The sequence below is a fragment of the Pseudomonas sp. M5A4_2d genome (assembly GCF_053345295.1).
Genome location: NZ_JBKEZW010000009.1, coordinates 33,096 through 58,914, shown reverse-complemented (window position 1 = coordinate 58,914; position 25,819 = coordinate 33,096). Strand labels below are relative to the sequence as shown.

The 25,819-nt window shown below is 59.9% G+C and carries 27 protein-coding genes; 4 read left to right on the top strand and 23 right to left on the bottom strand.

Annotated features, from left to right (window positions below; genetic code table 11):
• Nucleotides 1–78: 78 nt before the first annotated feature.
• Together ACLBW8_RS20845 and ACLBW8_RS20840 are read right to left on the bottom strand one after the other, a co-directional pair.
• Nucleotides 79–627: a hypothetical protein gene (locus tag ACLBW8_RS20845; protein ID WP_058422675.1), complete on the bottom strand. Its 549-nt coding sequence runs from the start codon at nt 625–627 to the stop codon at nt 79–81.
• A 150-nt stretch (nt 628–777) separates the two neighbouring features.
• Nucleotides 778–1,545, bottom strand: a complete 768-nt coding sequence (locus ACLBW8_RS20840; protein WP_447806206.1) for a sulfite exporter TauE/SafE family protein — start codon at nt 1,543–1,545, stop codon at nt 778–780.
• A gap of 99 nt (nt 1,546–1,644) precedes the next feature.
• On the opposite strand from ACLBW8_RS20840, the gene ACLBW8_RS20835 reads away from it, so the two are divergent.
• From ACLBW8_RS20835 to leuA, 4 genes are all read left to right on the top strand, one after another.
• A complete protein-coding gene (locus ACLBW8_RS20835) occupies nt 1,645–2,535 on the top strand; it encodes a LysR family transcriptional regulator (RefSeq protein ID WP_447806205.1) in 891 nt (296 codons plus the stop codon).
• 10 nt (nt 2,536–2,545) lie between these two features.
• Nucleotides 2,546–3,925, top strand: coding sequence for an exodeoxyribonuclease VII large subunit (gene xseA, locus ACLBW8_RS20830; protein WP_064454031.1), 1,380 nt, complete (start codon nt 2,546–2,548; stop codon nt 3,923–3,925).
• A gap of 3 nt (nt 3,926–3,928) precedes the next feature.
• Nucleotides 3,929–4,750 (top strand): peptidoglycan DD-metalloendopeptidase family protein, encoded by an 822-nt coding sequence (locus ACLBW8_RS20825; protein WP_262666229.1) that lies wholly within the window; start codon nt 3,929–3,931, stop codon nt 4,748–4,750.
• A 323-nt stretch (nt 4,751–5,073) separates the two neighbouring features.
• Entirely contained in the window at nt 5,074–6,753 is a 1,680-nt protein-coding gene (gene leuA / locus ACLBW8_RS20820) for a 2-isopropylmalate synthase (protein ID WP_053257867.1), read from the top strand.
• A 152-nt stretch (nt 6,754–6,905) separates the two neighbouring features.
• On the opposite strand, the gene ACLBW8_RS20815 is transcribed toward leuA, so the two are convergent.
• From ACLBW8_RS20815 to trmJ, 21 genes are all read right to left on the bottom strand, one after another.
• Nucleotides 6,906–7,697: an amidohydrolase gene (locus ACLBW8_RS20815; protein WP_221295598.1), complete on the bottom strand. Its 792-nt coding sequence runs from the start codon at nt 7,695–7,697 to the stop codon at nt 6,906–6,908.
• Nucleotides 7,685–8,833, bottom strand: coding sequence for a pyridoxal phosphate-dependent aminotransferase (locus ACLBW8_RS20810; RefSeq protein WP_221295599.1), 1,149 nt, complete (start codon nt 8,831–8,833; stop codon nt 7,685–7,687). Before ACLBW8_RS20810 ends, ACLBW8_RS20815 begins: the two co-directional genes overlap by 13 nt.
• A gap of 134 nt (nt 8,834–8,967) precedes the next feature.
• On the bottom strand, nt 8,968–10,437 hold the full coding sequence (der, locus tag ACLBW8_RS20805; RefSeq protein ID WP_064454035.1) for a ribosome biogenesis GTPase Der: 1,470 nt from the start codon (nt 10,435–10,437) through the stop codon (nt 8,968–8,970).
• A gap of 135 nt (nt 10,438–10,572) precedes the next feature.
• Complete coding sequence (gene bamB, locus ACLBW8_RS20800; protein ID WP_064454036.1) at nt 10,573–11,724, bottom strand: outer membrane protein assembly factor BamB; 1,152 nt, start codon at nt 11,722–11,724, stop codon at nt 10,573–10,575.
• Nucleotides 11,717–12,334 carry a tetratricopeptide repeat protein gene (locus ACLBW8_RS20795; RefSeq protein ID WP_177410102.1) on the bottom strand — a complete coding sequence of 206 codons (618 nt, stop codon included), beginning with the start codon at nt 12,332–12,334 and terminating at the stop codon, nt 11,717–11,719. Before ACLBW8_RS20795 ends, bamB begins: the two co-directional genes overlap by 8 nt.
• A gap of 65 nt (nt 12,335–12,399) precedes the next feature.
• On the bottom strand, nt 12,400–13,689 hold the full coding sequence (hisS, locus tag ACLBW8_RS20790; protein WP_064454038.1) for a histidine--tRNA ligase: 1,290 nt from the start codon (nt 13,687–13,689) through the stop codon (nt 12,400–12,402).
• 21 nt (nt 13,690–13,710) lie between these two features.
• On the bottom strand, nt 13,711–14,820 hold the full coding sequence (ispG, locus tag ACLBW8_RS20785) for a flavodoxin-dependent (E)-4-hydroxy-3-methylbut-2-enyl-diphosphate synthase (protein ID WP_064454039.1): 1,110 nt from the start codon (nt 14,818–14,820) through the stop codon (nt 13,711–13,713).
• Nucleotides 14,821–14,822: 2 nt separating this feature from the next.
• Nucleotides 14,823–15,824 (bottom strand): RodZ domain-containing protein, encoded by a 1,002-nt coding sequence (locus tag ACLBW8_RS20780; RefSeq protein ID WP_447806204.1) that lies wholly within the window; start codon nt 15,822–15,824, stop codon nt 14,823–14,825.
• On the bottom strand, nt 15,824–16,582 hold the full coding sequence (gene pilW, locus ACLBW8_RS20775; RefSeq protein WP_128590182.1) for a type IV pilus biogenesis/stability protein PilW: 759 nt from the start codon (nt 16,580–16,582) through the stop codon (nt 15,824–15,826). Before pilW ends, ACLBW8_RS20780 begins: the two co-directional genes overlap by 1 nt.
• A gap of 12 nt (nt 16,583–16,594) precedes the next feature.
• The gene (rlmN, locus tag ACLBW8_RS20770; RefSeq protein ID WP_064454042.1) at nt 16,595–17,743 is read right to left on the bottom strand and encodes a 23S rRNA (adenine(2503)-C(2))-methyltransferase RlmN; all 1,149 of its coding nucleotides are present in this window, start codon (nt 17,741–17,743) and stop codon (nt 16,595–16,597) included.
• Between the two features lie 29 nt (nt 17,744–17,772).
• On the bottom strand, nt 17,773–18,198 hold the full coding sequence (gene ndk / locus ACLBW8_RS20765) for a nucleoside-diphosphate kinase (protein ID WP_003175956.1): 426 nt from the start codon (nt 18,196–18,198) through the stop codon (nt 17,773–17,775).
• A gap of 88 nt (nt 18,199–18,286) precedes the next feature.
• On the bottom strand, nt 18,287–18,487 hold the full coding sequence (gene iscX / locus ACLBW8_RS20760) for a Fe-S cluster assembly protein IscX (RefSeq protein ID WP_064454043.1): 201 nt from the start codon (nt 18,485–18,487) through the stop codon (nt 18,287–18,289).
• 14 nt (nt 18,488–18,501) lie between these two features.
• The gene (fdx, locus tag ACLBW8_RS20755) at nt 18,502–18,843 is read right to left on the bottom strand and encodes an ISC system 2Fe-2S type ferredoxin (RefSeq protein WP_015885743.1); all 342 of its coding nucleotides are present in this window, start codon (nt 18,841–18,843) and stop codon (nt 18,502–18,504) included.
• A 3-nt stretch (nt 18,844–18,846) separates the two neighbouring features.
• Entirely contained in the window at nt 18,847–20,709 is a 1,863-nt protein-coding gene (gene hscA / locus ACLBW8_RS20750; protein WP_064454044.1) for a Fe-S protein assembly chaperone HscA, read from the bottom strand.
• Between the two features lie 51 nt (nt 20,710–20,760).
• A complete protein-coding gene (hscB, locus tag ACLBW8_RS20745) occupies nt 20,761–21,282 on the bottom strand; it encodes a co-chaperone HscB (RefSeq protein WP_064454045.1) in 522 nt (173 codons plus the stop codon).
• 8 nt (nt 21,283–21,290) lie between these two features.
• Entirely contained in the window at nt 21,291–21,614 is a 324-nt protein-coding gene (iscA, locus tag ACLBW8_RS20740) for an iron-sulfur cluster assembly protein IscA (protein WP_003209680.1), read from the bottom strand.
• A 28-nt stretch (nt 21,615–21,642) separates the two neighbouring features.
• Nucleotides 21,643–22,029 (bottom strand): Fe-S cluster assembly scaffold IscU, encoded by a 387-nt coding sequence (iscU, locus tag ACLBW8_RS20735; protein ID WP_003175965.1) that lies wholly within the window; start codon nt 22,027–22,029, stop codon nt 21,643–21,645.
• Between the two features lie 99 nt (nt 22,030–22,128).
• A complete protein-coding gene (locus ACLBW8_RS20730; RefSeq protein ID WP_010207898.1) occupies nt 22,129–23,343 on the bottom strand; it encodes an IscS subfamily cysteine desulfurase in 1,215 nt (404 codons plus the stop codon).
• 50 nt (nt 23,344–23,393) lie between these two features.
• Nucleotides 23,394–23,885 carry a Fe-S cluster assembly transcriptional regulator IscR gene (gene iscR / locus ACLBW8_RS20725; protein ID WP_003194020.1) on the bottom strand — a complete coding sequence of 164 codons (492 nt, stop codon included), beginning with the start codon at nt 23,883–23,885 and terminating at the stop codon, nt 23,394–23,396.
• A gap of 300 nt (nt 23,886–24,185) precedes the next feature.
• The gene (gene cysE / locus ACLBW8_RS20720; protein WP_447806203.1) at nt 24,186–24,971 is read right to left on the bottom strand and encodes a serine O-acetyltransferase; all 786 of its coding nucleotides are present in this window, start codon (nt 24,969–24,971) and stop codon (nt 24,186–24,188) included.
• Nucleotides 24,972–24,973: 2 nt separating this feature from the next.
• Nucleotides 24,974–25,744 (bottom strand): tRNA (cytosine(32)/uridine(32)-2'-O)-methyltransferase TrmJ, encoded by a 771-nt coding sequence (gene trmJ, locus ACLBW8_RS20715; RefSeq protein WP_447806202.1) that lies wholly within the window; start codon nt 25,742–25,744, stop codon nt 24,974–24,976.
• Between the last annotated feature and the right edge of the window lie 75 nt (nt 25,745–25,819).

The following is a 25,819-nucleotide window of genomic DNA, read 5'->3' as shown; positions in this document are numbered from 1 at the left end:
GAAGCGCGCCATTATATACATGCACCCGGTCAGGCTCAATGTAAAACTCTGACAAACTTGGTAATACTGATAGATGGATTAAAGCTCGACTTTGACCCAACTCATCTTCTGGTCCAGCCAGTCGGCAAATTCGTCGATAAAGCTCTGCTTGAAACCCGCCTCCGCCCAATTGTTGAAGATGAAACCCAGGTTGGAAAACCCGCATTCCTGCAGGAACAGAAACCCGTTGATGTCATCCTCATGCCCACACAGCGGGCAGGTGAAGTTGTCGGTGTGGCCGGGCATCCAGTCTTCGAGGCTTTCGAACAGCGCCTCGCCAACTTCCTTGAGGCATTCCGGGCAGCCGGCCTCTTCGAGAAAGCCCTTGGCCGGGGTATAGATGCAGCGCTTGTAGATGATCTCCAGGCCGTTGACCGGCTCGTTGAACGGCAGCGCTTCGGGGTGCAGCACCACGGCGCGGGCGCCATCGGCCAGCGCGTAAGCCATGCGGTTGCCGGTGCGGCCGCAGGTGGTCAGTTCTTCCTTGATGATGTTCTTGCGCACCAGCCAGCGCACGATCGCCCGCGCGCGGGGTTCGTGGACGGGCAAGGTGGAGATTTTCGGGACAAGGATGCTTTGCGAGTTCATGGTGCCTGGGAGCCCTGCGGTGTGGCGTCTGGCGCCTTCGCGAGCAAGCCCGCTCCCACATTTTGATTTGCGAATACATTCAAATGTGGGAGCGGGCTTGCTCGCGAAGAGGCCCTAAAGGCTGGCAGCTTAATCCCTGAAGAAATCAGGTCAAGTGCTCAAGTACCGCCCGATCAACGCAATGCCACTGGCCAACACCAACCACGTCACCAGCTTTACAAAGGCTTCACGGGACATACGCATCGTCAGCCGGCGCCCGAACCACAGCCCCAGGGCCATCGCCGGCAACAGGCACAACGCCAACATCAACAGCGGCACGTCAGCATACACCCCGGCAATCAGAAACAGGCTCAGGCGCACCACCGTGCTGCAACTGATCAGCGCACTTTGCGTGGCGCGCGCCGCGTCCTTGGGTAAACGGCTGTTCAGGTAGATCGCATATAAAAAGCCGCCACTGCCAAACAACGCACCAAACAGCCCGCCGACGGTGCCCATGGGAATCGACCAGCCCGCCGCCAGCTGTGTCGGACGGGTTTTTACCGCCAGGCTGTAGATCGCGTAGGCGCTGATAAACAGCCCCATCAATAGCAGCAACAGGTCTGAATGCAGGTTGAGCAAGAAGATCACGCCGAGTATGCAACCCACCGCCATGCACGGCAGCAATCGCAACAGCTCGGGCGTGTTCACGTCCCGCCGCGATTGCAGCAGGTTGCCAAAGGCGGCGACAAAATCCAGCAGCACCAGCAGCGGGATGATCTTCGACAATGGCATAAACACAATCAGGATCGGCCCCGCGACCAGCGCCGTGCCAAACCCGGCGATACCAAACACGATATAGGCCACGACAATACCGAGGCCGATCATCAGCCAATCAACGCTGCCAAACGACCACTGACTCATCAGCTCAACCGGGCTCATGGGCACTTCCTTGAAAGAGATGGCCGTCACTTTAGCCATCATCGAGCGTTGCGACTAATATCTACAAAGTCCTCCACCCATCTCGAAAAGGCATGACGCGTGATCTCTACTCGCCAACTGCGCTACTTCGTCGAAATTGCCGACAGCGGCAGCTTCAGCGCCGCGGCCGAACGTTTGTTTGTGGCGCAGTCAGCCTTGAGTCGACAGATCAAGGCGCTGGAAAAACAGCTGCAAACTCCCTTGTTCGAACGCACCGCGCGCCAACCCCGGCTCACGGCGGCCGGTGAAGCCTTCTACCCTCGGGCGCGCAACCTGCTGAGCGAGTTGCTCAAAGCCAGCGAAATGGCCACGCAGGTGGGCAATGGCCAGTTTGGCACGCTGCGCCTGAGCCATTCGAGCACCGTGCCGATGAGCGGGCCGTTGCTGCACGGCATCAGCACCTGGCTGGCGCGCTGCCCGGGCGTGTCGATGGACATCGTCAAACTGTCCTCTGAAGCGCAACTGGAGGAAATTGCCGACGGCCGCCTGGACGTTGGGCTGTTGCGCTTGCCGGTGTTGCGCCAGCGCGAAGGTGTGCGTGTGGTGCCTTTATACAGCGAGCAGCTGTTGCTGGCGGTGCCGCCGGATCACCCCTTGGCGCGCAGCGACACACCGGTCGAATTGGCGCAGCTCAGGGAAGAAGCGTTTATCTCTATTCCTCACCCACAACGCGGTGGCCTGAGTTACCTGTCAGCCGAGCTCTGTATGCGCGCAGGTTTTTTCCCCAAGGCGGCGCGAGTGATGTCGCGCAAGACGACCCAGCTGCAATTGATCCAGGCCGGCTTCGGTATTGCCTTGTTACCAAAATCCATGCAGGACATCGCCCCTGCCAATCTGCACTTTTTGCCCCTGGCCGACCCGGACAGCCTCAGCACCGTCGCCCTCGCCTGCCACCAGGCGCCGAGCGCGCTGGTCGAGCAATTCTGCCAAACCTTGCACGAATGCCTATAAACTGCCGCCCATGATTAAAGATCCTTTTGCCCGTCTGGGCCTGGACCGCGAAGTCCTGACTGTCAGCCAGCTCAACGGCCGCGCGCGGGTGTTGCTGGAGGACGTGTTCACCAATATCTGGGTCGAAGGCGAGATCTCCAACCTCGCCCGCCCGGCCTCTGGCCACGTGTATTTCACCCTCAAGGACAGCGGCGCCCAAGTGCGTTGCGCGTTGTTTCGCAACAATGCCGCCAGGGTGCGCCAGGCATTGAAGGACGGCCTGGCCGTTAAAGTGCGTGGCAAGGTCTCGCTGTTTGAGGGCCGTGGCGACTACCAGTTGATCCTCGACACCGTAGAGCCTGCCGGTGATGGCGCGCTGCGCCTGGCCTTCGATGCATTAAAGGAAAAGCTCAGCGCCGAAGGCTTGTTCAGTGCCGAACGCAAGGTGCCGTTGCCGGCGCACCCTCGGCGCATCGGCATTATCAGTTCGCCAACCGGCGCGGTGATCCGCGACATCATCAGCGTGTTCGGCCGCAGGGCGCCGAACGTTGAACTGACATTGATCCCCACTGCCGTGCAAGGCCGCGAAGCCGTTTCGCAGATTGTGCGCGCCCTGAAGCTGGCCGATGCGCGAGGGTTTGATGCGCTGATCCTGGCCCGTGGCGGTGGTTCGCTGGAAGACCTGTGGTGCTTCAACGAAGAAGCCGTGGCGCGCGCGGTGGATGCCTGCGTAACGCCGATCGTCAGCGCCGTCGGCCATGAGACCGATGTGTCGATCTGCGACTTCGTCGCCGACGTGCGCGCGCCTACACCCTCCGCTGCCGCCGAGTTGCTCGCACCCGACGCCAGCCATTGGGTGCGCCAAGTCGAAAACCTGCACCGCCGGCTGGTGATGCTGATGCGCAACCGGCTGTCCCACGACCGTCTGCGCCTGGAAGGCATGGCTCGCCGCCTGCGCCACCCGGGCGAACGCCTGCGCCAGCAGGCCCAGCGCCTGGATGACCTGGACATGCGGATGCGCCGTGCTTTCGAGCGCAGCCTCAATACCCGTCGCGAACGCTTGATCCGCCTGGAAACCCGCCTCGCCGGCCAGCACCCCGGCCGTCAGTTGGCCCTGCTGCGCCAACGCCTGGACAGCCTCGCCGAACGCCTGCCCCGCGCCATGCGCGAAGGTCTCAAGGCGCGTCGCCTGCAACTGCAAAGCCAGGTGCAGACGCTGCAAGTGGTCAGCCCGCTGGCGACTCTCGGCCGTGGTTACAGCATCTTGCTGGACGAGCGTGGCCAGGCGATCCGCAACGCCGCGCAAACCCACACTGGCCAGCGCCTGACCGCACGCCTCGGTGAAGGCCAACTGCAGGTGCGGGTGGAAGATAACCACCTGACGCCCGTCACCCTTTCGTTACTGGATTGATTGATGCCACGTTTATTGAGCTTGTTGATGCTGTTGTGCCTCACCTTCACCGCCCATGCCGACAGCTACATTACTCGGCTGCTGAACAAGCCGGTGCCCGGTGGCGTCGCGGTGGTTGACCTGGGTACTTCAGCGGCAGCGCCTAAAGCCACCTACCAGAACCGGCCAGTGTTAGTGGTCAAGGAACAGAACAACTGGCTGGCGATTGTCGGGATACCGCTGACGGTCAAACCTGGCACTCAACGCATCAGCAGTGGCGGGCAAAACCTGCCGTTTGTGGTGGGGTTCAAGAAGTACCCCGAGCAGCACATCACCCTGAAGAACAAAAGCCAGGTGAACCCGGACCCGGCGCAACTCAAACGCATCGAGGGCGAACTGGCCGTTCAGCTCAAGGCCTACCGCAGCTTCAGCCCGAACACGCCCAGCAACTTGCTGCTGGACAAGCCGGTCAACGGGCCGCTGTCGAGCAAGTTCGGCGTGCGTCGGTTCTTCAATGGTGAAGAACGCAATCCCCATTCAGGCCTGGACTTCGCCGTAGGTGCCGGCACGCCGATCAAGACCCCGGCGGCAGGCAAGGTGATCCTCACCGGTAATTACTTCTTTAACGGCAATACCGTGTTTGTCGACCATGGCCAAGGCTTTATCAGCATGTTCTGTCATATGTCGAAGATCGACGTAAAGGTCGGTGACACACTGGCGCGCGGCGCGGTGGTGGGCAAGGTCGGTTCAACAGGCCGTGCGACCGGGCCACACATGCACTGGAACATCAGCCTCAATGACGCACGGGTGGACCCGGCGATCTTTATCGGCGCTTTCCAGCCCTGAATGACACAATTGCGCGCCCCTTAAAGGGCGCGCAATTAAAACAAGCAACCCAGTTGTTTCCCACCATAAAATCTCGTTTCCCACACCCATAGCAGAACTTCTCTCAATTTTTCTCGACTGCTTGCCATCTTTCACCCCGGCGGTTAGGGTTGAGCTTATGAAAACCTCTCACACCCTCATTCAGCTCCGCCAGCACCGCAGCCTGTGCCTCGTCAGCGCACGACTGCCAGGCTGAATCGTTCTGCCTCGTCCCCAGCTTCGCCCCCAATAACAGTTTTACGGCAGGCCGCCTTTTCTCGGCCCTTACCACAAAGGATTTCCCGATGAGCATGCTCAAAGACCCGTCTTCGAAGTACCGTGCGTTCCCGACCATCGATATCCCGGACCGCACCTGGCCGTCGAAAACCATCACCGAAGCGCCGATCTGGTGCAGCTCCGACCTGCGTGATGGCAACCAGTCGCTGATCGAGCCGATGGACGCGGTGAAAAAGCTGCGCTTCTGGAAGACGCTGGTCGCCGTCGGCGTGAAGGAAATCGAGGCCTCGTTCCCAGCCGCTTCGCAAACCGACTTCGACTTCGTGCGCACCCTGATCGAAGACAACCACATCCCCGAGGACACCACCATCCAGGTGCTGACCCAGGGCCGTGAAGACTTGATCGCACGCACCTTCGAATCACTGCGCGGTGCGAAAAAAGCCATTGTGCACCTGTACAACGCGACCTCGCCGTCGTTCCGCCGCATCGTGTTCAACCAGGACAAGGACGGCATCAAGGCCATCGCAGTCAACGCGGCCAAGCTGTTCGTCAAATACGCCGCGCAGCAGCCGGAAACCCAGTGGACCTTCGAATACTCCCCGGAAACCTTCAGCGCTACAGAGCTGGAGTTCGCCAAGGAAGTCTGTGACGCGGTGATCGAGGTATGGAACCCGACACCAGAGCACAAGATGATCCTCAACCTGCCGGCCACGGTTGAATGCGCCACGCCGAACATCTATGCCGACCAGATCGAGTGGTTCGGTCGCCATATCAACCGCCGTGACAGCGTGATCATCAGCCTGCACACCCACAACGACCGTGGCACCGGCGTGGCCGCCACCGAGCTGGGCCTGATGGCCGGCGCCGACCGTGTCGAAGGCTGCCTGTTCGGCAACGGCGAGCGTACCGGCAACGTCGACCTGGTCACCGTGGCCTTGAACATGTACACCCAGGGCCTTGACCCGCAACTGGACTTCTCCGACATCGACGGCGTGCGCAAAGTCGTCGAGGAGTGCAACCAGATCCAAGTGCACCCACGTCACCCCTACGTTGGCGACCTGGTACACACCGCGTTCTCCGGCTCCCACCAGGACGCGATCCGCAAGGGCTTTACCCAGCAAAAAGCCGACGCGCTGTGGGAAGTACCGTACTTGCCGATCGACCCGGCCGATATCGGCCGCAGCTACGAGGCGGTGATTCGTGTAAACAGCCAGTCGGGCAAAGGCGGCATCGCCTACCTGCTGGAGCAGGAATACGACATCAGCTTGCCGCGCCGCATGCAGATCGAATTCAGCCAAGTGGTACAGGCTGAAACCGATCGCGTCGGCCTGGAAATGACCGCACCGCAGATCTACGCCTTGTTGCAGCGTGAATACCTGCAAGCCAATACGCCGTATGCGCTGGTCAGCCATCGCCTGCAGGAAGAGAACGGCAACAGCACGGTGGAAGTGGAAGTCTCGGGCAAAGGCCAGGGCGAAACCAACCTGCGCTGGCACGGCAAGGGCTACGGCACCCTCGAAGCGCTGGTTGCCGCGCTGCCGATCAAGGTCGAGATCATGGACTACAACGAACACGCCATCGGTGCCGGCACCAACGCCAAAGCCGCGGCTTACATCGAACTGCGCGTGAATGGCGAGCGTCCGGTGCACGGTGTGGGGATTGATGAAAACATCACCACGGCCAGCTTTAAAGCGGTGTTCAGTGCGCTGAACCGCTCGTTGAGCCAGCTGGAAGCAAAAGCGGCGTAAGCCTTACCCCTGAAATGCAAAAGGCCCCTGGGTGAGAATCCAGGGGCCTTTTTATTTGTGGTGTCTACTAGGGCCTCATCGCGGGCAAGCCCGGCTCCCACATTTGGAATGCATTCACCTGTGGGAGCGGGCTTGCCCGCGATAGCGGCCTATCAGACAAACTGAAAGTCATCGGCATCCAGATTCGCCGGAAACTTGGTGCGATACGCCGCCAACTCCGCAGCATTCAGGCACACCTGAAACACCCCGTCCGCCTCCCCCGCGCTCAGCAGTGTCTCACCCTGGAAATCCAGCACCTGACTGTCCCCGGTGTAGGCAAAGCCTTTGCCATCCGTACCCACCCGATTCACTGCAGCCACGTAGCACAGATTCTCGATGGCTCGCGCCGGTAACAGCCGATTCCAATGCTGGCGCCGCGCACCCGGCCAGTTGGCGGTATACAGCAGCAAATCCGTGTCCTGAGCATCTCGACTCCACACCGGGAAGCGCAGGTCGTAGCAAATCAGCGGACGGATACGCCAGCCCTTCAACTCAAACTGCACCTGACGCTCGCCCGGCGTGTAATGGTCGTGCTCGCCCGCCATACGGAACAGGTGGCGCTTGTCGTAATGCAGCACCTCGCCATCCGGCCGCGCCCACAGCAGGCGGTTGCGGTGGCTGCCGTCGGCGGCCTGGATGATCACGCTCCCGGTGACCACAGCGTTGTATTTCGCCGCCTGAGCTTGGAGCCAGTGCTGGGTCGGGCCGTTTTCCCGCTCTGCTAGGGTCTGCGATTCCATTGAGAAACCGGTGGTAAACATCTCCGGCAACACAATCAGATCGGCGCCCCTGGCCTGTTCCAGCAGCAGCTCAAAATGTTCGAGGTTGGCCTGACGGTCATGCCACACCAGGCTGGTTTGGACCAGGGCGATATTCAGGTCGGGCAATGTACTCAAATCACGCATAGTTTCTCCGCCGCTTGTTGCAGCGTCTCCTCGCGTTTGGCAAAACACAGGCGCACCAGGCGCTGGCCTTCGGGTGGGTGCTGATAGAACACCGACACCGGAATCGTCGCCACACCGTGTTCGCGGGTCATCCACAACGACATGGCGACGTCATCCAGGTCCGGGCGAATCTGTGAGTAATCCACCAGTTGGAAGTAGGTACCGGCCACCCGGGTAAAGCTGAAGCGCGATGGCGTCAGCAGGTCGCAGAACAGATCACGCTTGGCCTGGTAAAAAGCCGGCAGTTCTTCGACGTGTTCCGGGTGTTCGGCCATGAAGTCAGCCAACGCGTACTGCAAAGGGGTCACCCCGCAGAAGTTGACATATTGATGCACCTTGCGCAGTTCAGCGGTCAGCGCTGGAGGCGCAACCACATACCCGGTTTTCCAGCCAGTGACGTGGTAAGTCTTGCCGAAGGAACTGACCACAAACGCCCGCTGATAGAGCTCTGGGTGGGCCAGCACGCTGGCATGGGCCACGCCGTCGAACACCAGGTGTTCGTAGACCTCATCGCTGACCAGGTAAATATCACGGTCGCGGATCAGTTCGGCCAATTGGTCCAGCTCGGCACGGTTGATCAGTGCACCGGTGGGGTTGTGCGGGGAATTAAGGATGATCATGCGCGTGCGCGGTGAGAGCGCGGCCTTGATCTTCTCAACGTCCAGGGCGAAGCCTTGCAGGCTCAGTTGCACGTGCACGCAGCGACCACCGGCCAGCTCAACCGAGGGCTCATAGCTGTCATAGCTGGGGTCGAACACAATGACCTCATCGCCGCTGCGAATCACCGCCTGAATTGCGCAGAAGATTGCAGCAGTGGCGCCAGGCGTGATGGTCACTTCGCTGTCGGGGTTGACCGTGGCGCCATAGCTGCGCGCGATCTTGGCCGCCACTTGCTGACGCAGGGCCGGCAAGCCGGTCATCGGTGAATATTGGTTATGCCCGCTGGCAACGTGTTTGCCCACCGCATCCAGCAACGCCTTAGGGCCATTGAAATCAGGAAAGCCCTGGGACAGGTTGAGCGCGCCGGTTTCGGCAGCGAGTTGCGACATGGTGGTGAAAATGGTCGTGCCGACATTCGGCAGCTTGCTGGTGATCATCGGAGGCCCCTGCAGGTGAGACCCAAGTTTTAAGCTGCCGGCCGCGTGGGGTCAAGGCACAAACCGCCAGGCACAAAAAAGGGCTCCAAAGGAGCCCTCTCTTGCAGCGTGTAGCTTACAACTTGAAGCGGCGCTTATTTCTTATCGCGGCGCTTCTTGTCGGCCTTTTTGTGGTGAGTCATCAAACGACGCTTCTTGTTCACCTGACGGTCAGTCAAGGTGTTCTTGTTGCCTTCGTATGGGTTCTCGCCACCCTTGAACTCGATACGGATCGGCGTACCGACCAGTTTCAAGACACGGCGGTAGGTGTTTTCCAGGTAACGCACATAGGACTTTGGCACCTTCTCGATCTGGTTACCGTGAATCACGATAATCGGCGGGTTGGCACCACCCAAGTGGGCGTAACGCAGTTTAATGCGGCGGTTGTTGACCATCGGCGGCGCGTGCTCGCCGACTGCGTCTTCCAGGATCTGGGTCAGACGGTTGGTCGGCCAGCGGGTAACCGCGGACTTGAACGAGTTCTGTACGGAGGCGTAGAGGTTGCCCACGCCGGTGCCGTGCAGCGCCGAGATAAAGTGGATATCGGCGAATTCAACGAAGAACAGGCGACGCTGCAGCTCGATCTTGACGAAATCGCGCTCGCTCGGCGTCATGCCGTCCCATTTGTTGATCGCGATCACCAGGGCGCGACCGGCTTCCAGGGCAAAGCCCAGCAAGTTGAGGTCGTGGTCCACCACGCCTTCGCGGGCGTCCATCACGAAGATCACCACGTTGGCGTCTTTGATCGCCTGCAGGGTTTTGACCACCGAGAATTTTTCAACTTCCTCGTGGATCTTGCCGCGCTTGCGCACACCAGCGGTGTCGATCAGCGTGTACTTCTCGTCGTTACGCTCGAACGGGATGTAGATACTGTCGCGGGTGGTGCCGGGCTCGTCATACACGATGACCCGGTCTTCACCGAGCATGCGGTTAACCAGCGTCGACTTGCCGACGTTCGGGCGGCCGATGATGGCGATCTTGATACCGTCTTTTTCGCTCGGGCCAGGAATGCGCTTGGCTTCCTCACCTTCGGCGACGATCTCTGCTTCGCCCTCTTCTTCCTCGTCGTCATCCTTGGGGAAGTCGCGCAGGGCGATTTCCAGCATCTGGGTGATGCCGCGACCGTGCGCACCGGCGACCGGGATCGCGTCGCCCAGGCCCATCGGGCTGAACTCGGCGCGGGCAGCCTCAGGATCGATGTTATCGATCTTGTTGGCGACCAAATAGGACCGCTTGTTGCGCTTGCGCAGGTGCTCGCCAATCATCTGGTCGGCAGCGGTGTAGCCCGCACGGGCGTCCACCAGGAACAACACAACATCGGCTTCTTCAATGGCCAGCAGCGACTGCTCGGCCATCTTTTCGTCCATGCCATGCTCGTCACCGGAGATACCACCGGTGTCGACAATAATGTAGGAGCGCCCTTGCCACTTTGCCTCACCGTATTGGCGATCACGGGTCAGACCGGACAAGTCGCCGACGATGGCGTCGCGAGTCCTGGTCAGGCGGTTGAACAAGGTGGACTTGCCGACGTTAGGTCGGCCCACCAGGGCGATTACGGGAACCATGCGGCTCTCCACTTCGTTATTTCAGAAAATACAAAAGCCGCTGCAAGGCAGCGGCTGGTGCTCGGGGCAGCATATTCAAATGCCGCATGCCCCGCCGAAGCGGGGCCGCCTGGGTTTTACCCCAAGCATAATTCTTTACTTGATGGTCAGGGCTTCCAGCTTGCCGCTGTTGCCAAACACGTAAAGCATGTTACCCACAACCAGCGGACGTGCACGCAGGCCGTCGCTGTCGATACGCTCGCGGCCGACAAAACGACCGTCCACCTGGCTCAGCAGATGCAGGTAACCTTCGAAGTCACCTACCGCTACGTAGCTGGAGAACACTTCCGGTGCCGACAGTTGACGGCGGGCCAGGGAGTCGTTGCTCCACAATGCAGTGGTGGAACGCTCGTCGACACTTTCAACAGTGCCGGACGCCAGGCTTACGTAGACGCTGCCAAACCCTTGGGCGACACCGGCATAACTGGAAGCATCACGCTGCCAGTTGATGCGGCCGCTTTGCAGGTCCAGCGCAGCAACACGGCCCTGATAGGTGGCGACGTAGATGGTTTCGCCCGACAGCAGCAAGCCGCCGTCGATGTCCACCACGCGGTCCAGTTCGGAACGACCCTGAGGGATTGCCACACGGGTTTCCCAGGCCGGCACGCCGTTCTGGGTATCCAGGGCGACCACTTTACCGGTCGACAGGCCTGCGATGGCCAGGTTGTTGGTCACAATCGGACCACTGGTGCCGCGCAGGGTCAACACCGCAGGGGTGCTGTCGTACAACCAGCGCTGGTTGCCGGTGGCGGCGTCCAGGCCAATCACACGGTCGTCCTGGGTTTGCACCACGACGATATCGCCGTTGGTGGCAGGCGCGGAGAGCACTTCACTGGTCACGCGAGCGCGCCATTTCTCTTCACCCGTTGCGGAGTCCAAAGCAACCACGTCGCCTTTGAGCGTACCCACCAGCACCATGCCGTAGCCGACGCCCACGCCACCGGAAACCGGCAGCTCGAGGTCTTTCTTCCACTTGACGTCGCCATTCATGCGATCCATGGCAATGATCACGCCGGTGGAGTCAGTGGCCACGATGTTGTCGCCGTCGATTGCCGGCTGCAACAGGTTGTACAGGTCGCCCTGACCATCACCCACGGAGCGGCTCCACTGCTTTTGCAGGACCACTTCTTCCTTGAAGCTGGTCAGCTCGGCAGGAGGCAGTTCTTTTTTACTGTTGCTGCTGCAACCCGCGGCCAGAACGGCCAGAGCCAGCAATGCTGCATGTTTCCAACGGATCACGTCACGCATCCCCTTTGGCCAAGTCGTCCAGCTTGATTTGTAAGCCACCGACCGCCGCTTCATCAGACAGCGCCGCCTTGGCTTTTTGGTACGCAGCATGGGCTTCGTCGGTACGACCCAATTGGACCAAGAGGTCGCCCTTGAGCTCTTCGCGAGTGGCCACGAATGCCTTGTCAGCATCGCCGTCGAGCAGTTTGAGTGCTTCGTCAGCCTTGTTCTGTGCCGCCAACACCTGGGCCAGGCGCTGACGTGCGATTTCACCCAGGGTCGGGTTCGTCGGCTTGTCGGCGATGGCCTTCAGCTCAGTGGCCGCGTCGTCCAGTTTGCCGGTGTCGACCGCGACTTTCGCGACGAACAGGCTGCCGTACTGGGCGTAAGTGCTACCGCCAAATTCGCTTTTCAGCTTGCCGGCCAGGTCCGCCACTTGGGCAGGATCGGGCTTGCCGTCCGGCGTCAGGGTGGTTTCCAGCAATTGCTGATAGAGGACCGAGGCGCCTTGGGACTGGTTGGCCTGATACTTGTGCCAGGCTTGCCACCCGAACACCACCACTAAAGCCAGCAGGCCGCCAGTAACCAGGGGCTTGCCGTTACGCTGCCACCAGTCCTTGAATTCGGCCATCTGCTCATCATCAGTACTCGACACCCCAATACTCCTTAATCGCTAAATTCGGCTGTTCGACAGCTTCAACCCTGCACGACGCAGGTGGCCAAGTGCGCGGCGAGCGCATCAAAGGCAATGTTCTGTTGCTCGCCCTGACCACGCAGGGGTTTGAAACCTATCACTTGCTGGGCCAGTTCGTCATCGCCCAGGATCAGTGCATACAGCGCACCGCTCTTGTCGGCCTTCTTGAACTGGCTCTTGAAGCTGCCGGCGCCGGCATTGATCTGCAGGCGCAGGTTCGGCAGCTGGTCGCGCACTTTTTCGCTCAGGGCCAGGGCTGCCAGTTCGGCGGCCTCGCCAAAGGCGCAGAGGTACACGTCCACCTGACGGGAAATTTCTTCCGGGACCTGCTCCAGGGTTTCCAGCAGCAGGATCAGCCGCTCGATGCCCATCGCAAACCCTACGCCCGTGGTCGGCTTGCCGCCCATTTGCTCAACCAGGCCGTCGTAGCGACCACCGGCACATACGGTGCCTTGGGCACCAAGCTTGTCGGTGACCCACTCGAATACGGTCTTGCTGTAGTAATCGAGGCCGCGAACCAGCTTAGGGTTGATCACGTAGGGAATACCGGCCGCATCCAGGCGAGCCTTGAGGCCCTCGAAGTGCGTGCGGGATTCGTCGTCCAGGTAGTCGGCCATTTTCGGCGCGTCGACCAGTACGGCTTGGGTGTCGGCGTTTTTGGTATCGAGGACGCGCAACGGGTTGGTTTTCAGACGGCGCTGGCTGTCTTCATCCAATTTGTCCAAGTGAGCAGACAGATACTCGACCAGGGCGACGCGATAGCGACCCCGGGATTCGCTGGTGCCCAGACTGTTGAGTTCAAGCTTGACCGCGTCGCGGATGCCAAGCAGGCCCCACAGGCGCCAGGTCAGCACGATCAGCTCGGCGTCGATGTCCGGACCGTCGAGGTTGAACACCTCGAGGCCGATCTGGTGGAACTGGCGATAACGGCCTTTCTGCGGGCGCTCGTGGCGGAACATCGGGCCGATGTACCACAACTTCTGCGGCTGGCCACCACCGGTGAGGCCATGCTCAAGCACGGCACGCACGCACGCAGCGGTACCTTCCGGACGCAGGGTCAGGGAGTCGCCGTTACGGTCTTCAAAGGTGTACATCTCTTTTTCGACGATGTCGGTCACTTCACCGATGGAGCGCTTGAACAGCTCGGTGAATTCAACGATCGGCATGCGGATCTGCTTGTAACCGTAGTTATCCAGCAGGCGCGCGACCGTGTTCTCGAAGTAGCGCCACAGTGGCGTCTGCTCCGGCAGGATGTCGTTCATGCCACGAATGGCTTGCAGAGACTTGCTCACATCTAATCCTTAAATTCGTTCTTAGCCGCGCGCGATCAGCGCTGCGTCAGCCGCGACCTTTTCGGCCGCTTTCTGGCGGATCAGCTTTTCCAAGTGATCCACCAGATTCTCATTCGTCAACTTCTGCGACGGCTTGCCGTCGATGTAAATCAGGTTTGGCGTACCGCCAGTCAGGCCGATGTGCGCCTCTTTGGCTTCACCCGGGCCGTTGACCACGCAACCGATCACCGCAACATCGAGCGGCACCAGCAGGTCTTCAAGGCGCAACTCCAGGTCGTTCATGGTTTTCACCACGTCGAAGTTCTGCCGCGAGCAGCTCGGGCAGGCAATGAAGTTGATGCCACGGGAACGTAAACGCAGGGATTTGAGAATGTCGTAGCCGACTTTCACTTCCTCTACGGGGTCTGCCGCCAGCGAGATGCGGATAGTATCGCCAATCCCTTCGGCGAGCAGCATACCGAGACCCACCGCAGATTTCACTGTGCCTGAGCGCAAACCGCCCGCTTCAGTGATACCCAGGTGCAGCGGCTGCACGATTTCCTTGGCCAGCAGGCGGTAGGCTTCTACCGCCATGAACACGTCGGAGGCCTTTACGCTGACCTTGAAGTCCTGGAAATTCAAGCGCTCAAGGTGTTCAACGTGGCGCAGCGCCGATTCAACCAGCGCCGCCGGAGTCGGCTCGCCGTATTTCTTCTGCAGGTCTTTTTCCAGGGAACCGGCGTTGACGCCGATACGGATCGGAATCCCGCGGTCACGGGCTGCATCCACCACCGCGCGCACACGGTCTTCACGACCGATGTTGCCCGGGTTGATGCGCAGGCAGTCGACGCCCAGTTCGGCCACGCGCAATGCGATCTTGTAGTCGAAGTGAATGTCGGCAACCAGCGGCACCTTGACCAGTTGCTTGATGCGACCAAATGCTTCGGCAGCGTCCATGTCCGGCACGGAAACCCGCACGATGTCCACACCGGCCGCTTCCAGACGGTTGATCTGGGCGACGGTGGCGGCGACATCATTGGTGTCGCTGTTGGTCATGCTCTGCACCGCGATAGGGGCATCGCCACCCACCGGCACCGAGCCGACCCAGATCTTGCGCGATACGCGACGTTTGATTGGAGATTCGCCGTGCATGACTATTGTCCCAACTTGAGGCGAGCGGTCTCGCCACTGGTGAACGGCGCCACGTCCACAGGCTGGCCGTTGTAGGCCACTTGCGCGCCACGGGCATAACCCAGACGCAGCGTCAAAGGAGGCTTGCCGCCCTGGTCAAGCGTATCTCCCTTACGCTTCAAACCGCTAAACAGCACTTTGCCATTGCCATCGGTGACTTGCGTCCAGCAGTCAGAGATGAAGGTAATCTGGATATGCCCATCGCCGGCCACCAATGCGGGTGTGCTGGACGGCGAGACTGCCGGCGTTGCCGGTGCAGCTGGAGCAGTGGTCGCTGGAGCCTGTGCCGGAGCGACTGGAGCATGCGCCTGGGCAACGGGGGCCACCGGAGTGGCAGGCACCGCCGGTACTGGCACAACGGCGGTCGCAGCAGCTGCCGTGCCGGCTTCCGGAACGGGCTGCTCGGCAGTGGCTGGCGCTTCCGGCACGGCCTGGCCTTGAGCAACGGCCTGGTCTTCCGGCTCATCCAGCGGATGAATCTGGGTGGTGCCGTCGGCGCTTTCGACTTCGACATGCTCCAGGGCGTTACTGGTCAGGTCCTTGGTGCGCTGGGAGGCCTGATCCTGCCACCAGACGAAGCCTCCGCCGATCACGGCGATCAGCAGCAAGAGGCTGACAATACGCAAAATCGTGTGGGAAACCCGCACCGGCTCTTCGATGCGACCGAGGCCATGCACATTGCTGCCCTGGGAGTCGGTGCCGGTGAATTGGTCGAACGCTTGGACCAGTACGGTTTGGTCAATGCCCAGCAACTTGGCATAGGCGCGAATATAGCCGCGGGCAAAGGTGTGCCCAGGCAGCTTGTCGAACGCGCCGGCTTCCAGGTTGCCCAGGGACGTGGCGGTCAAATTGAGCTTGAGGGCCACTTCTGCCAGCGACCAACCATTGCTTTCGCGGGCCTGACGCAAGGTCTCGCCTGGGTTTACGCGATTAGCTGCTACAACTTCCGGGTGCGCCGCTTTCATCATTGCTCCGACAGGTATTGCTGATATTCCGGCGTACCGGGATAGAGTCGTTCGAGTTGCTGGCCAAAACGTGCGGCCGTGTCGCGTTCTTCATGAACCGTCGCCAGCCGCACACCGAGCAATAGACTACGTGCATTTTGCCCGCTGAGCAGGCTAAAACGCTCGTAATAGTCACGTGCCGGCACATAATGCCTGTCTTCGTAAGACAACTCAGCCATTTCGAGCAACGCGCGTGGCTGGCTACCGTTCAGGTGCAGGGCTTTTTCCAGCTGCCGACGGGCGCTGTCGCGCTGGCCAAGACGCATTGAGGTCACCCCAAGGTTCTCGAAGACGCGCGAGCGTTCAGGATAAAGAGTATCGGCGCTGGCTTGTTGGAAATAACGGGAGGCCTGGTCATAACGTTTCTGCTCGAACAGGAAGCTGCCGTAATTGTTCAGCAGCCGAGGGTCGGCAGGACGCACGGACAAGGCCTTGTGGAAATACTGATCAGCCAGCTCGGGCTCGGCCTGCGCCTGGAATACCAAAGCCAGTGCTGCATTCGCGTCGGCATCGGCGCTGTCCAGCTCCAGGGCCTTTTTCAACGGCACCTTGGCCTGCTCGCTCATGCCTTGGCGCAGATACCCCAAACCCAGTTGCACATAGGCAACTCGCGCCTCATCACGGCCTTTATCGGTGTGCAAAGGGCTGTCATGGCCCGATGAAACACAACCGGCCACGAGGCCGGTAAAAAGTAAAAGCAGCGCAAGGCGCAAGGGCATAGAGATCCTCTCTCAGATTCGATTCACAGCAATTTGCGGCAAATCTTCGGCGGCGTTAAGTTCGCGCACGGCGATATAACGTTCGCTGCGACGGGTGCGATCCAGCACCTGCCCTACCAATTGGCCACAGGCGGCGTCGATGTCTTCACCGCGAGTGGTGCGTACGGTGACGTTGTAGCCGGCCTGGTGCAGTTGATCCTGGAAACGGCGGATGGCGTTGTTGCTCGGCCGCTCGTAACCAGAATGTGGAAACGGGTTAAACGGAATCAGGTTGATTTTGCACGGGGTGTTCTTGAGCAGCTCGATCATCTCGACCGCGTGCTCGACCTTGTCGTTGATGTCCTTGAGCATGGTGTACTCAATGGTCAACACACGCTTCTCGCCCAAGGTCGCCATGTAACGCTGGCAAGATTCGAGCAGCATCTTAAGCGGATACTTCTTGTTGATCGGCACCAATTGGTTACGCAATGCGTCATTGGGTGCGTGCAGCGACAACGCCAGGGAGACGTCGATGTGCTTGGCCAGCTCATCGATCATCGGCACCACGCCTGAGGTCGACAGGGTCACACGGCGCTTGGAGATGCCATAGCCCAGGTCGTCCATCATCAAATGCATGGCGGCAACGACGTTATCGAAGTTCAGCAGCGGCTCACCCATGCCCATCATCACCACGTTGGTGATGGCACGGTCGACGGTCGCCGGGACGCTGCCAAAGGATTTGTTGGCAATCCACACCTGGCCAATGACTTCGGCGGCGGTGAGGTTGCTATTGAAGCCTTGCTTGCCGGTGGAGCAGAAACTGCAGTCCAGGGCACAGCCAGCCTGGGACGAAACGCACAATGTGCCGCGCTTGCCCTGGGGAATGTAAACGGTCTCGACGCAGCTGCCGGACGCCACGCGCACCACCCACTTACGGGTGCCGTCGCTGGAGATGTCCTCGCTGACCACTTCGGGGCCACGGACCTCAGCAATGACCTTGAGCTTGTCGCGCAGGGCCTTGCTGACGTTCGTCATGGCGTCGAAATCGTCGACGCCAAAGTGGTGAATCCACTTCATTACCTGACCGGCACGGAAACGCTTCTCCCCGATTGAGTCGAAGAATTTTTCCATTTCCTGTTGAGTCAGACCCAGCAGGTTGGTTTTAACAGTCGATGTAGTCATGGATTCACCCTCACTCTTTAAGCCGATGCTTAGCGAGCGGTTACTTCAGTAGCAGCGAAAAAGTACGAGATTTCGCGAGCAGCAGCGGCTTCGGAGTCCGAACCGTGAACAGCGTTGGCGTCGATCGATTCAGCGAAATCAGCACGGATGGTGCCGGCAGCAGCTTCTTTAGGGTTGGTAGCGCCCATCAGCTCACGGTTCAGAGCGATAGCGTTTTCGCCTTCCAGAACCTGAACAACAACAGGACCGGAGATCATGAAGGCAACCAGGTCGCCGAAGAAACCACGAGCGCTGTGCTCAGCGTAGAAGCCTTCAGCTTCAGCTTTGGACAGTTGCTTGAGTTTCGAAGCTACAACCTTCAGGCCGGCTTTTTCGAAACGAGTGGTGATCTCGCCGATGACGTTTTTTGCAACAGCGTCAGGCTTGATGATGGAGAAAGTACGTTGAACAGCCATGGTGTAACTCCAGAAACGGTAATTTACGAAAAATTAAACCCGCGAATTATACGCGGGTTATTGGGTATTGCCTAACCTGCGGGGATGATCAGTCGATTTCTTCGATCCAGAGCGCCTGGACCGCTTCCAATACCTTCTCGCCACAACGGCCAGAGGTATTGTCAAAATCAGGCAGCTCCATGATCCAGCGCTGCAGATCAACGAAGTTGACCGTCAACGGACTCACATCCGGCTTGGCTTCAGCGAGCTCTTCAGCAATGCGCTGTACATCATTCCAACCATAGTTCATGACAATACTACCCATCAGTGCGGCGCTTCGGCCGCATGGTTGAGCGAATATTTCGGAATTTCGACGGTGATGTCTTCTGTCCCGACTTTTGCCTGACAGCTTAGGCGAGAAGTCGCCTCCAGGCCCCAAGCGCGATCCAGAAAGTCCTCTTCCAGCTCATCCGCTTCTTCCAGAGAGTTGAAACCCTCACGAATCACGCAGTGGCAGGTGGTGCAGGCGCAGACACCGCCGCAGGCACTCTCGATCTCGATGTGGTTGTCATGGGCAACTTCGAGGATGGACTTGCCGGTCTCAGCCTCAACAACCATACCGTCCGGGCAATGCTCGGCGTGTGGCAGAAAAATGACCTGCGGCATTAATTATTCCTCGATTTCATTCAGATTGCGTCCCGCCAGGGCGGCTTTTACCGACTGGTCCATACGACGGGCGGCAAAAGCATCGGTCACTTGCGACAAACGCTTGGTCTGTTGCTCGATGGCATAACCATCGTTGCCTTTCATCAGTTCGGCCAGCTCCTGCATCTGCAGGTCGATGACCATGCGCTCTTCGGCGTCCAGCAGACGCTCGCCATCAGCATCAAGGGCACCCTGCACCGCTTCAAGCAGGCGCTGGGCATCGACTTGCTGCTCGCGCAGTACACGGGCGACCTTGTCATCACCGGCGTACTGGAACGAATCCTTGAGCATCTTGGCGATTTCGCCGTCGGTCAGGCCGTATGACGGTTTGACCTGGATGCTGGCTTCAACGCCCGAGGCCAGTTCACGCGCAGCCACGCTGAGCAGGCCATCGGCGTCGACCTGGTAGGTGACGCGAATCTTCGCTGCACCCGCCACCATCGGCGGAATGCCGCGCAATTCAAAGCGCGCCAGGGAGCGACAGTCGCTGATCAGCTCGCGCTCGCCTTGCAGCACATGAATCATCATGGCCGTCTGGCCATCTTTATAAGTGGTGAAATCCTGAGCGCGGGCGACGGGGATGGTGGTGTTGCGTGGAATCACCTTCTCCATCAAGCCGCCCATGGTTTCCAGCCCCAGGGACAGCGGAATCACGTCGAGCAGCAGCAATTCGCCACCATCGCGCTTGTTGCCGGCCAGGGTGTCGGCCTGGATCGCAGCACCGATGGCGACAACTTGATCCGGGTCGATTTCAGTCAGCGGCTGGCGACCGAAGGCTTCGGCGACGGCTTCGCGAACGCGTGGCACACGGGTCGAACCGCCAACCATGACCACGGCGGCTACGTCTTCCAGTTCGACACCGGAGTCACGTACGGCGCGACGGCACGCCCTGAGGCTGCGAGCGACCATCGGCTCGATCAGCGCATCAAAGGCTTCCCGGGTCAGTTGAGCCGACCAGGAACCGTAGGAAACGTCTACAGAATTGGCGTTCGTCAGTGCTTCTTTGGCCGCACAGGCGGTTTGCAGCAATTTACGCTGCGCGCCCGGGTCCAGGTCGGCGGACAAGCCGGCGCTGGTGATGATCCAGCCGGCAATCGCGTGATCGAAGTCATCGCCGCCCAGGGCGGTGTCGCCACCGGTGGCCAACACTTCAAACACACCGCCGGTCAGGCGCAGGATCGAAATATCAAAGGTGCCGCCACCCAGGTCATAAATAGCAACCAGGCCTTCGGCGTGCTGATCCAGGCCATAAGCCACAGCAGCGGCAGTCGGCTCGTTGAGCAGGCGCAGCACGTTCAGGCCGGCAAGCTTCGCCGCGTCCTTGGTGGCTTGGCGCTGAGCATCATCGAAATACGCAGGAACGGTGATCACCGCGCCGACCAATTCGCCGCCCAAGGTGGTTTCGGCGCGCTGGCGCAGCACCTTGAGGATATCAGCCGACACTTCCACCGGGCTTTTCGGGCCCTGGACGGTGTCGATGAACGGCATATGGGATTCGCCGCCGACAAAGCGGTACGGCAGTTGCTCGCCCAGTTGCTTGACGTCGGACAGACCACGACCCATCAAGCGCTTGACCGACAGCACGGTGTTCAAAGGGTCGGAAGACGCCGCCAGCTTCGCCGACTCACCGACTTCGGTGCGATCAGCGTGATAGCGCACGGCGGACGGCAGGATAACCTGGCCATCGGCGTCGGGCAGCGGCTCGGACAGGCCGCTGCGCAAGGCGGCGACCAGGGAATTGGTGGTGCCCAGGTCAATCCCGACCGCCAGACGACGCTGGTGCGGTTGAGGGCTTTGGCCGGGTTCGGCGATCTGCAGTAGAGCCATGGTAATCAGGTCTTATCTGTCTATCAGGCGTGCAACACGGGCAGCACTGGGTTAATCGTCGAGGCGCTCTTCTAGCTGGCGCACTTCGTAGGTGAGCTTGTCGAGGAACTGCATGCGCCGCATCAGGCGTTCGGCCTGTTCACGTTGCGCGGCATCATTCCAACAGGCTGCGAAGCTTTCGTTGAGCTCATCCTGGGCCACTTTCAGACGACGCTTGAAGACGGCGACACCGGCCACATCGGCTTCGTCCTGCAAGTCTTCGAGCTCTTCGCGCCATTGCATCTGCTGCATCAGGAAGTCCGGGTCGTGCACCGTGACTTCAATCGGCAACTCACCACCGTTCATCGCGAGCAGATAGCGCGCGCGTTTCGGGGGGCTTTTGAGCGTCTGATAGGCTTCATTGAGGCTGGCCGATTGCTCCAGCGCCAGGCGTTGCTCACGCTCGGAAGCGTCAGCGAAGCGGTCCGGATGCACCCCACGCGCCAATTCTCGGTAGCGCGTGGCAAGCTGCTCAAGGTCCAGCCGAAAGCTCGGCTGCAGCTCGAATAAAGCGAAATGACAAGGAGTGCCCACAAATAGCCTCAGATGTTGAAGCTTTCGCCGCAGCCACACTCACCGCGCACGTTGGGGTTGTTGAACTTGAAGCCTTCGTTCAACCCTTCCTTGACGAAATCGAGTTCGGTGCCGTCCAGGTAGGTCAGGCTCTTAGGGTCGATGATCACTTTCTCGCCGTGACTTTCGAACACTTGGTCCTCTTCAACCACCTCGTCGACAAACTCCAGCACGTAGGCAAGGCCGGAACAGCCCGTGGTGCGAACACCCAGACGAATCCCCTCACCTTTACCGCGCCCATTCAGGGAGCGGCGAATGTGCTGCGCAGCCGCTTCTGTCATGCTGATAGCCATCGTTGACTCCTTACTCGTCGCCAAATGCTTAGATCAAGCCTTTCTTCTGCTTGTAGTCGCGAACGGCCGCTTTGATAGCGTCTTCGGCGAGTACGGAGCAGTGAATTTTCACTGGCGGCAGTGCCAGTTCTTCGGCCAGCTGGGTGTTGCTGATGGTCACAGCCTCATCCAGGGTCTTGCCTTTCATCCACTCGGTAGCGAGGGAGCTGGAGGCAATGGCGGAACCGCAGCCGTAAGTCTTGAACTTGGCGTCTTCGATAACGCCAGCGTCGTTGACCTTGATCTGCAGGCGCATAACGTCGCCGCACGCCGGAGCGCCGACCATGCCAGTGCCGACATCAGGGTCTTCCGCGTTCATCTTGCCGACGTTGCGCGGGTTTTCGTAGTGGTCGATGACCTTTTCGCTGTAAGCCATGGTACTGAATCCTCACTCATCAGGGCCGCTCTGGAACCCTGTAAAAACGCCTGCGTTTTCCGCCACGTTTTTACAGAGCTTGGGTGGCGGCTTCTATAGTTAGTGTGCCGCCCACTCGATCTTGGAAATGTCGACACCGTCTTTGTACATGTCCCACAGCGGCGACAGAACGCGCAGCTTGTTGACGGCTTCGCAGACTTTCTGCGCGGCGTAATCGACTTGCTCTTCGGTGGTGAAACGGCCGAACGTAAAGCGGATCGAGCTGTGTGCCAGTTCGTCGTTGCGGCCCAGGGCGCGCAATACGTACGAAGGCTCAAGGGAAGCCGAGGTGCAGGCCGAACCGGACGAAACTGCCAGGTCCTTGAGCGCCATGATCAGCGACTCGCCTTCGACGTAGTTGAAGCTCAAATTCAGGTTGTGCGGTACGCGGGCAGTCATGCTGCCGTTGATGTACAGCTCTTCAAGGTTCTCGACCTGCTTGTAGAAGCGGTCGCTCAACGCTTTGATGCGCACGTTTTCGGCAGCCATGTCTTCTTTGGCTACACGGAAGGCTTCGCCCATGCCAACGATCTGGTGGGTCGCCAGGGTGCCCGAACGCATTCCGCGCTCGTGACCGCCGCCGTGCATGGTGGCTTCGATACGCACGCGAGGCTTGCGGCTCACGTACAGCGCGCCGATGCCTTTAGGACCGTAGGTCTTGTGGGCGGAGAACGACATCAGGTCGACTTTCAGTTTCGAAAGGTCGATGTCGACCTTGCCGGTGGACTGAGCAGCGTCGACGTGCAGCAGAATGCCCTTGGAGCGGGTCAGTTCGCCGATGGCTGCGATGTCGTTGATGGTGCCGATTTCGTTGTTCACGTGGATCACGGAAACCAGGATGGTGTCTTCACGCAGCGCGGCTTCGATCATGGCCGGGGTGACGATACCGTCAGTGGTTGGCTCGAGGTAGGTAACCTCGAAACCTTCACGCTCCAGTTGGCGCATGGTGTCGAGGACAGCCTTGTGCTCAATCTTGGTGGTGATCAGGTGTTTGCCTTTGGTCGCGTAGAAATGCGCCGCACCCTTGATTGCCAGGTTGTCGGATTCGGTGGCACCGGAGGTCCAGACGATTTCGCGCGGGTCGGCATTGACCAGGTCGGCGACTTGGCGACGGGCGTTCTCGACCGCTTCCTCGGCTTTCCAGCCGAATACGTGGGAGCGGGAGGCCGGGTTGCCGAAGTTTCCGTCGACCAGCAGGCATTCGCTCATCTTTTGCGCGACACGCGGATCAACCGGGGTGGTCGCTGAGTAATCAAGGTAAATCGGCAATTTCATGGACTTTCTCCTAAATCAGGCTGGCTGGCGTGCCGTTAGCTCTGCGGCTGTCACTCGACGGCGGACGCTTCGATCTTGTCCAGACGCGGCGCCTTGGTGTTGCAACGGCGCTGGTCCTGACGCTGGGCTACTTCTTGCACCTCACGGCGAGTCACAAGATCAGCCAAGCTGATACCACTCAAAAACTCATGGATCTGCAGGCTCAAGTCACACCACAAGTGGTGGGTCAGGCAGGTGTCGCCAGCGTGGCAATCACCCAAACCCTGGCATTTGGTGGCATCGACGGATTCGTTGACCGCGTCGATCACCTGGGCTACCTGGATGCCCTGCATGTCGCGGGACAGTTGATAGCCGCCACCCGGCCCACGTACGCTGGAAACCAAGTTGCTACGGCGCAATTTGGCGAATAGCTGCTCGAGGTAGGACAGGGAAATGCCTTGGCGCTCGGAGATATCGGCCAGGGACACCGGCCCAGTTTGCGCGTGCAAGGCCAGGTCAAGCATGGCGGTTACCGCGTATCGGCCTTTTGTAGTCAGTCTCATGGACAAGTACCAAGGTGTTTCAGAATGGGAGCAAGTATGCGATTCCCGAGTATTTAAGTCAACTATAAGACCTAGTGCTTTAGTCGGGATTACCCGTAAAAAGGGCGCGCGAATCATAGCAGGGTGGGGTGGGATGGAACAGCGGGAACGGACAACCAGCACTGCCAGACACAACGAAGATCAAATGTGGGAGCGGGCTTGCTCGCGAAGGCGCTGGGTCAGCCAGTATATTCAGCGACTGACACACCGCTTTCGCGAGCAAGCCCGCTCCCACAGGGGTCTTGCGGTGATTGCGAGACCTCAGCCAGCCTTGGTGGTGGCAGCCTCGCTCTTGATCTCGGCGAAGTCTTCTTCGCGCAGCTCAGGCAGGTCCTTGGCGCAGTAGCTGCTGCCCAGCTCCTTCAGCGCGCCGCACATACCGTCCAGCTTGCCGTCGACTGCCTGCAAGTGGTCAAGCAACTGGCCAATGGCGCGCGCCACCGGGTCGGGCATGTCTTCGCTGACGCCATAGGCATCGAAACCGATCTTCTCCGCCATGGCCTTGCGCTTGGCTTCCTGCTCGTCGCCGACTTCCGGCTTGACGATGATGCGCCCAGGAATACCTACCACGGTGGCGCCAGGCGGCACGGCCTTGGTGACCACGGCATTGGAGCCGACTTTGGCGCCCGCACCAACGGTAAACGGGCCAAGCACCTTGGCGCCCGCCCCCACTACCACACCATCACCCAGTGTCGGGTGGCGCTTGCCTTTGTTCCAGGTGGTGCCGCCCAGGGTCACACCCTGATAAAGGGTGACGTCATCACCGATTTCGGCCGTCTCGCCAATCACAATGCCCATGCCATGGTCGATAAAGAAGCGACGCCCAACTTTGGCCCCCGGGTGAATCTCGATCCCCGTCAGCCAGCGACCGAAGTTCGACACCAGCCGCGCCAGCCATTTCCAGCCCATACCCCACAGGGCGCCGGACAGGCGGTGAATCCAGATCGCGTGCATGCCCGGGTAGCAGGTCAGCACTTCAAAGGCGTTGCGCGCCGCCGGGTCACGGTGGAAAACACTCTGGATATCTTCTCGCAAACGCTCGAACATTTTTAATCCTTCCGCTTAAGAAGCTCGCCACGGGCCGCTTTCTGGGTTTCCGTGAGGATGCCACGCAATATATTCATTTCCGCTCGGCTGACCGAGCTGCGCCCGTACAGGCGACGCAGGCGCGCCATCAAGTGCCGTGGTTTTTCCGGATCGAGGAATTCGATGGCCACAAGGGTTTGCTCCAGGTGCTCATAGAACCGCTCCAGCTCGTCCATGGTGGCCAACTCGCCACTTTTGGTCGACGCGACTTCATCCTTCTCTACCTTGCTCGGCTGACCTTCAGCGGCCAGCCAGGCCATGCGCACTTCATAACTCAACACCTGCACCGCTGCCCCGAGGTTCAGCGAGCTGAACTCAGGGTCGGATGGAATGTGCACGTGGTAATGACATCGCTGCAGCTCTTCATTGGTCAGGCCGGAATCTTCACGACCGAACACCAGGGCGATTTCGGCACCGCCGGCGGCCTCTTCCACCACTTTGGTGCCGCATTCGCGCGGATCCAGCAGCGGCCAAGGGATACGACGGTCGCGGGCGCTGGTGCCGAGCACCAGGTTGCAGCCGACCAACGCGTCTTCCAACGTGGCGACAACCCGGGCTTTCTCCAGAATGTCATTGGCGCCGGACGCACGGGCGTCGGCCTCGTGGTGCGGGAACAGGCGCGGCTCGACCAGCACCAGGCGCGTCAGCCCCATGTTTTTCATGGCTCGCGCCACCCCGCCGATGTTGCCGGGATGACTGGTATTGACCAAGACGACACGAATGTTTTGCAGCAAGGGAGGCGCTCTCGGACACGGGAAAGGGGAGCAAATCTTACAGAACAGCCTAAGGTTATGCCATGAAAGGTAACG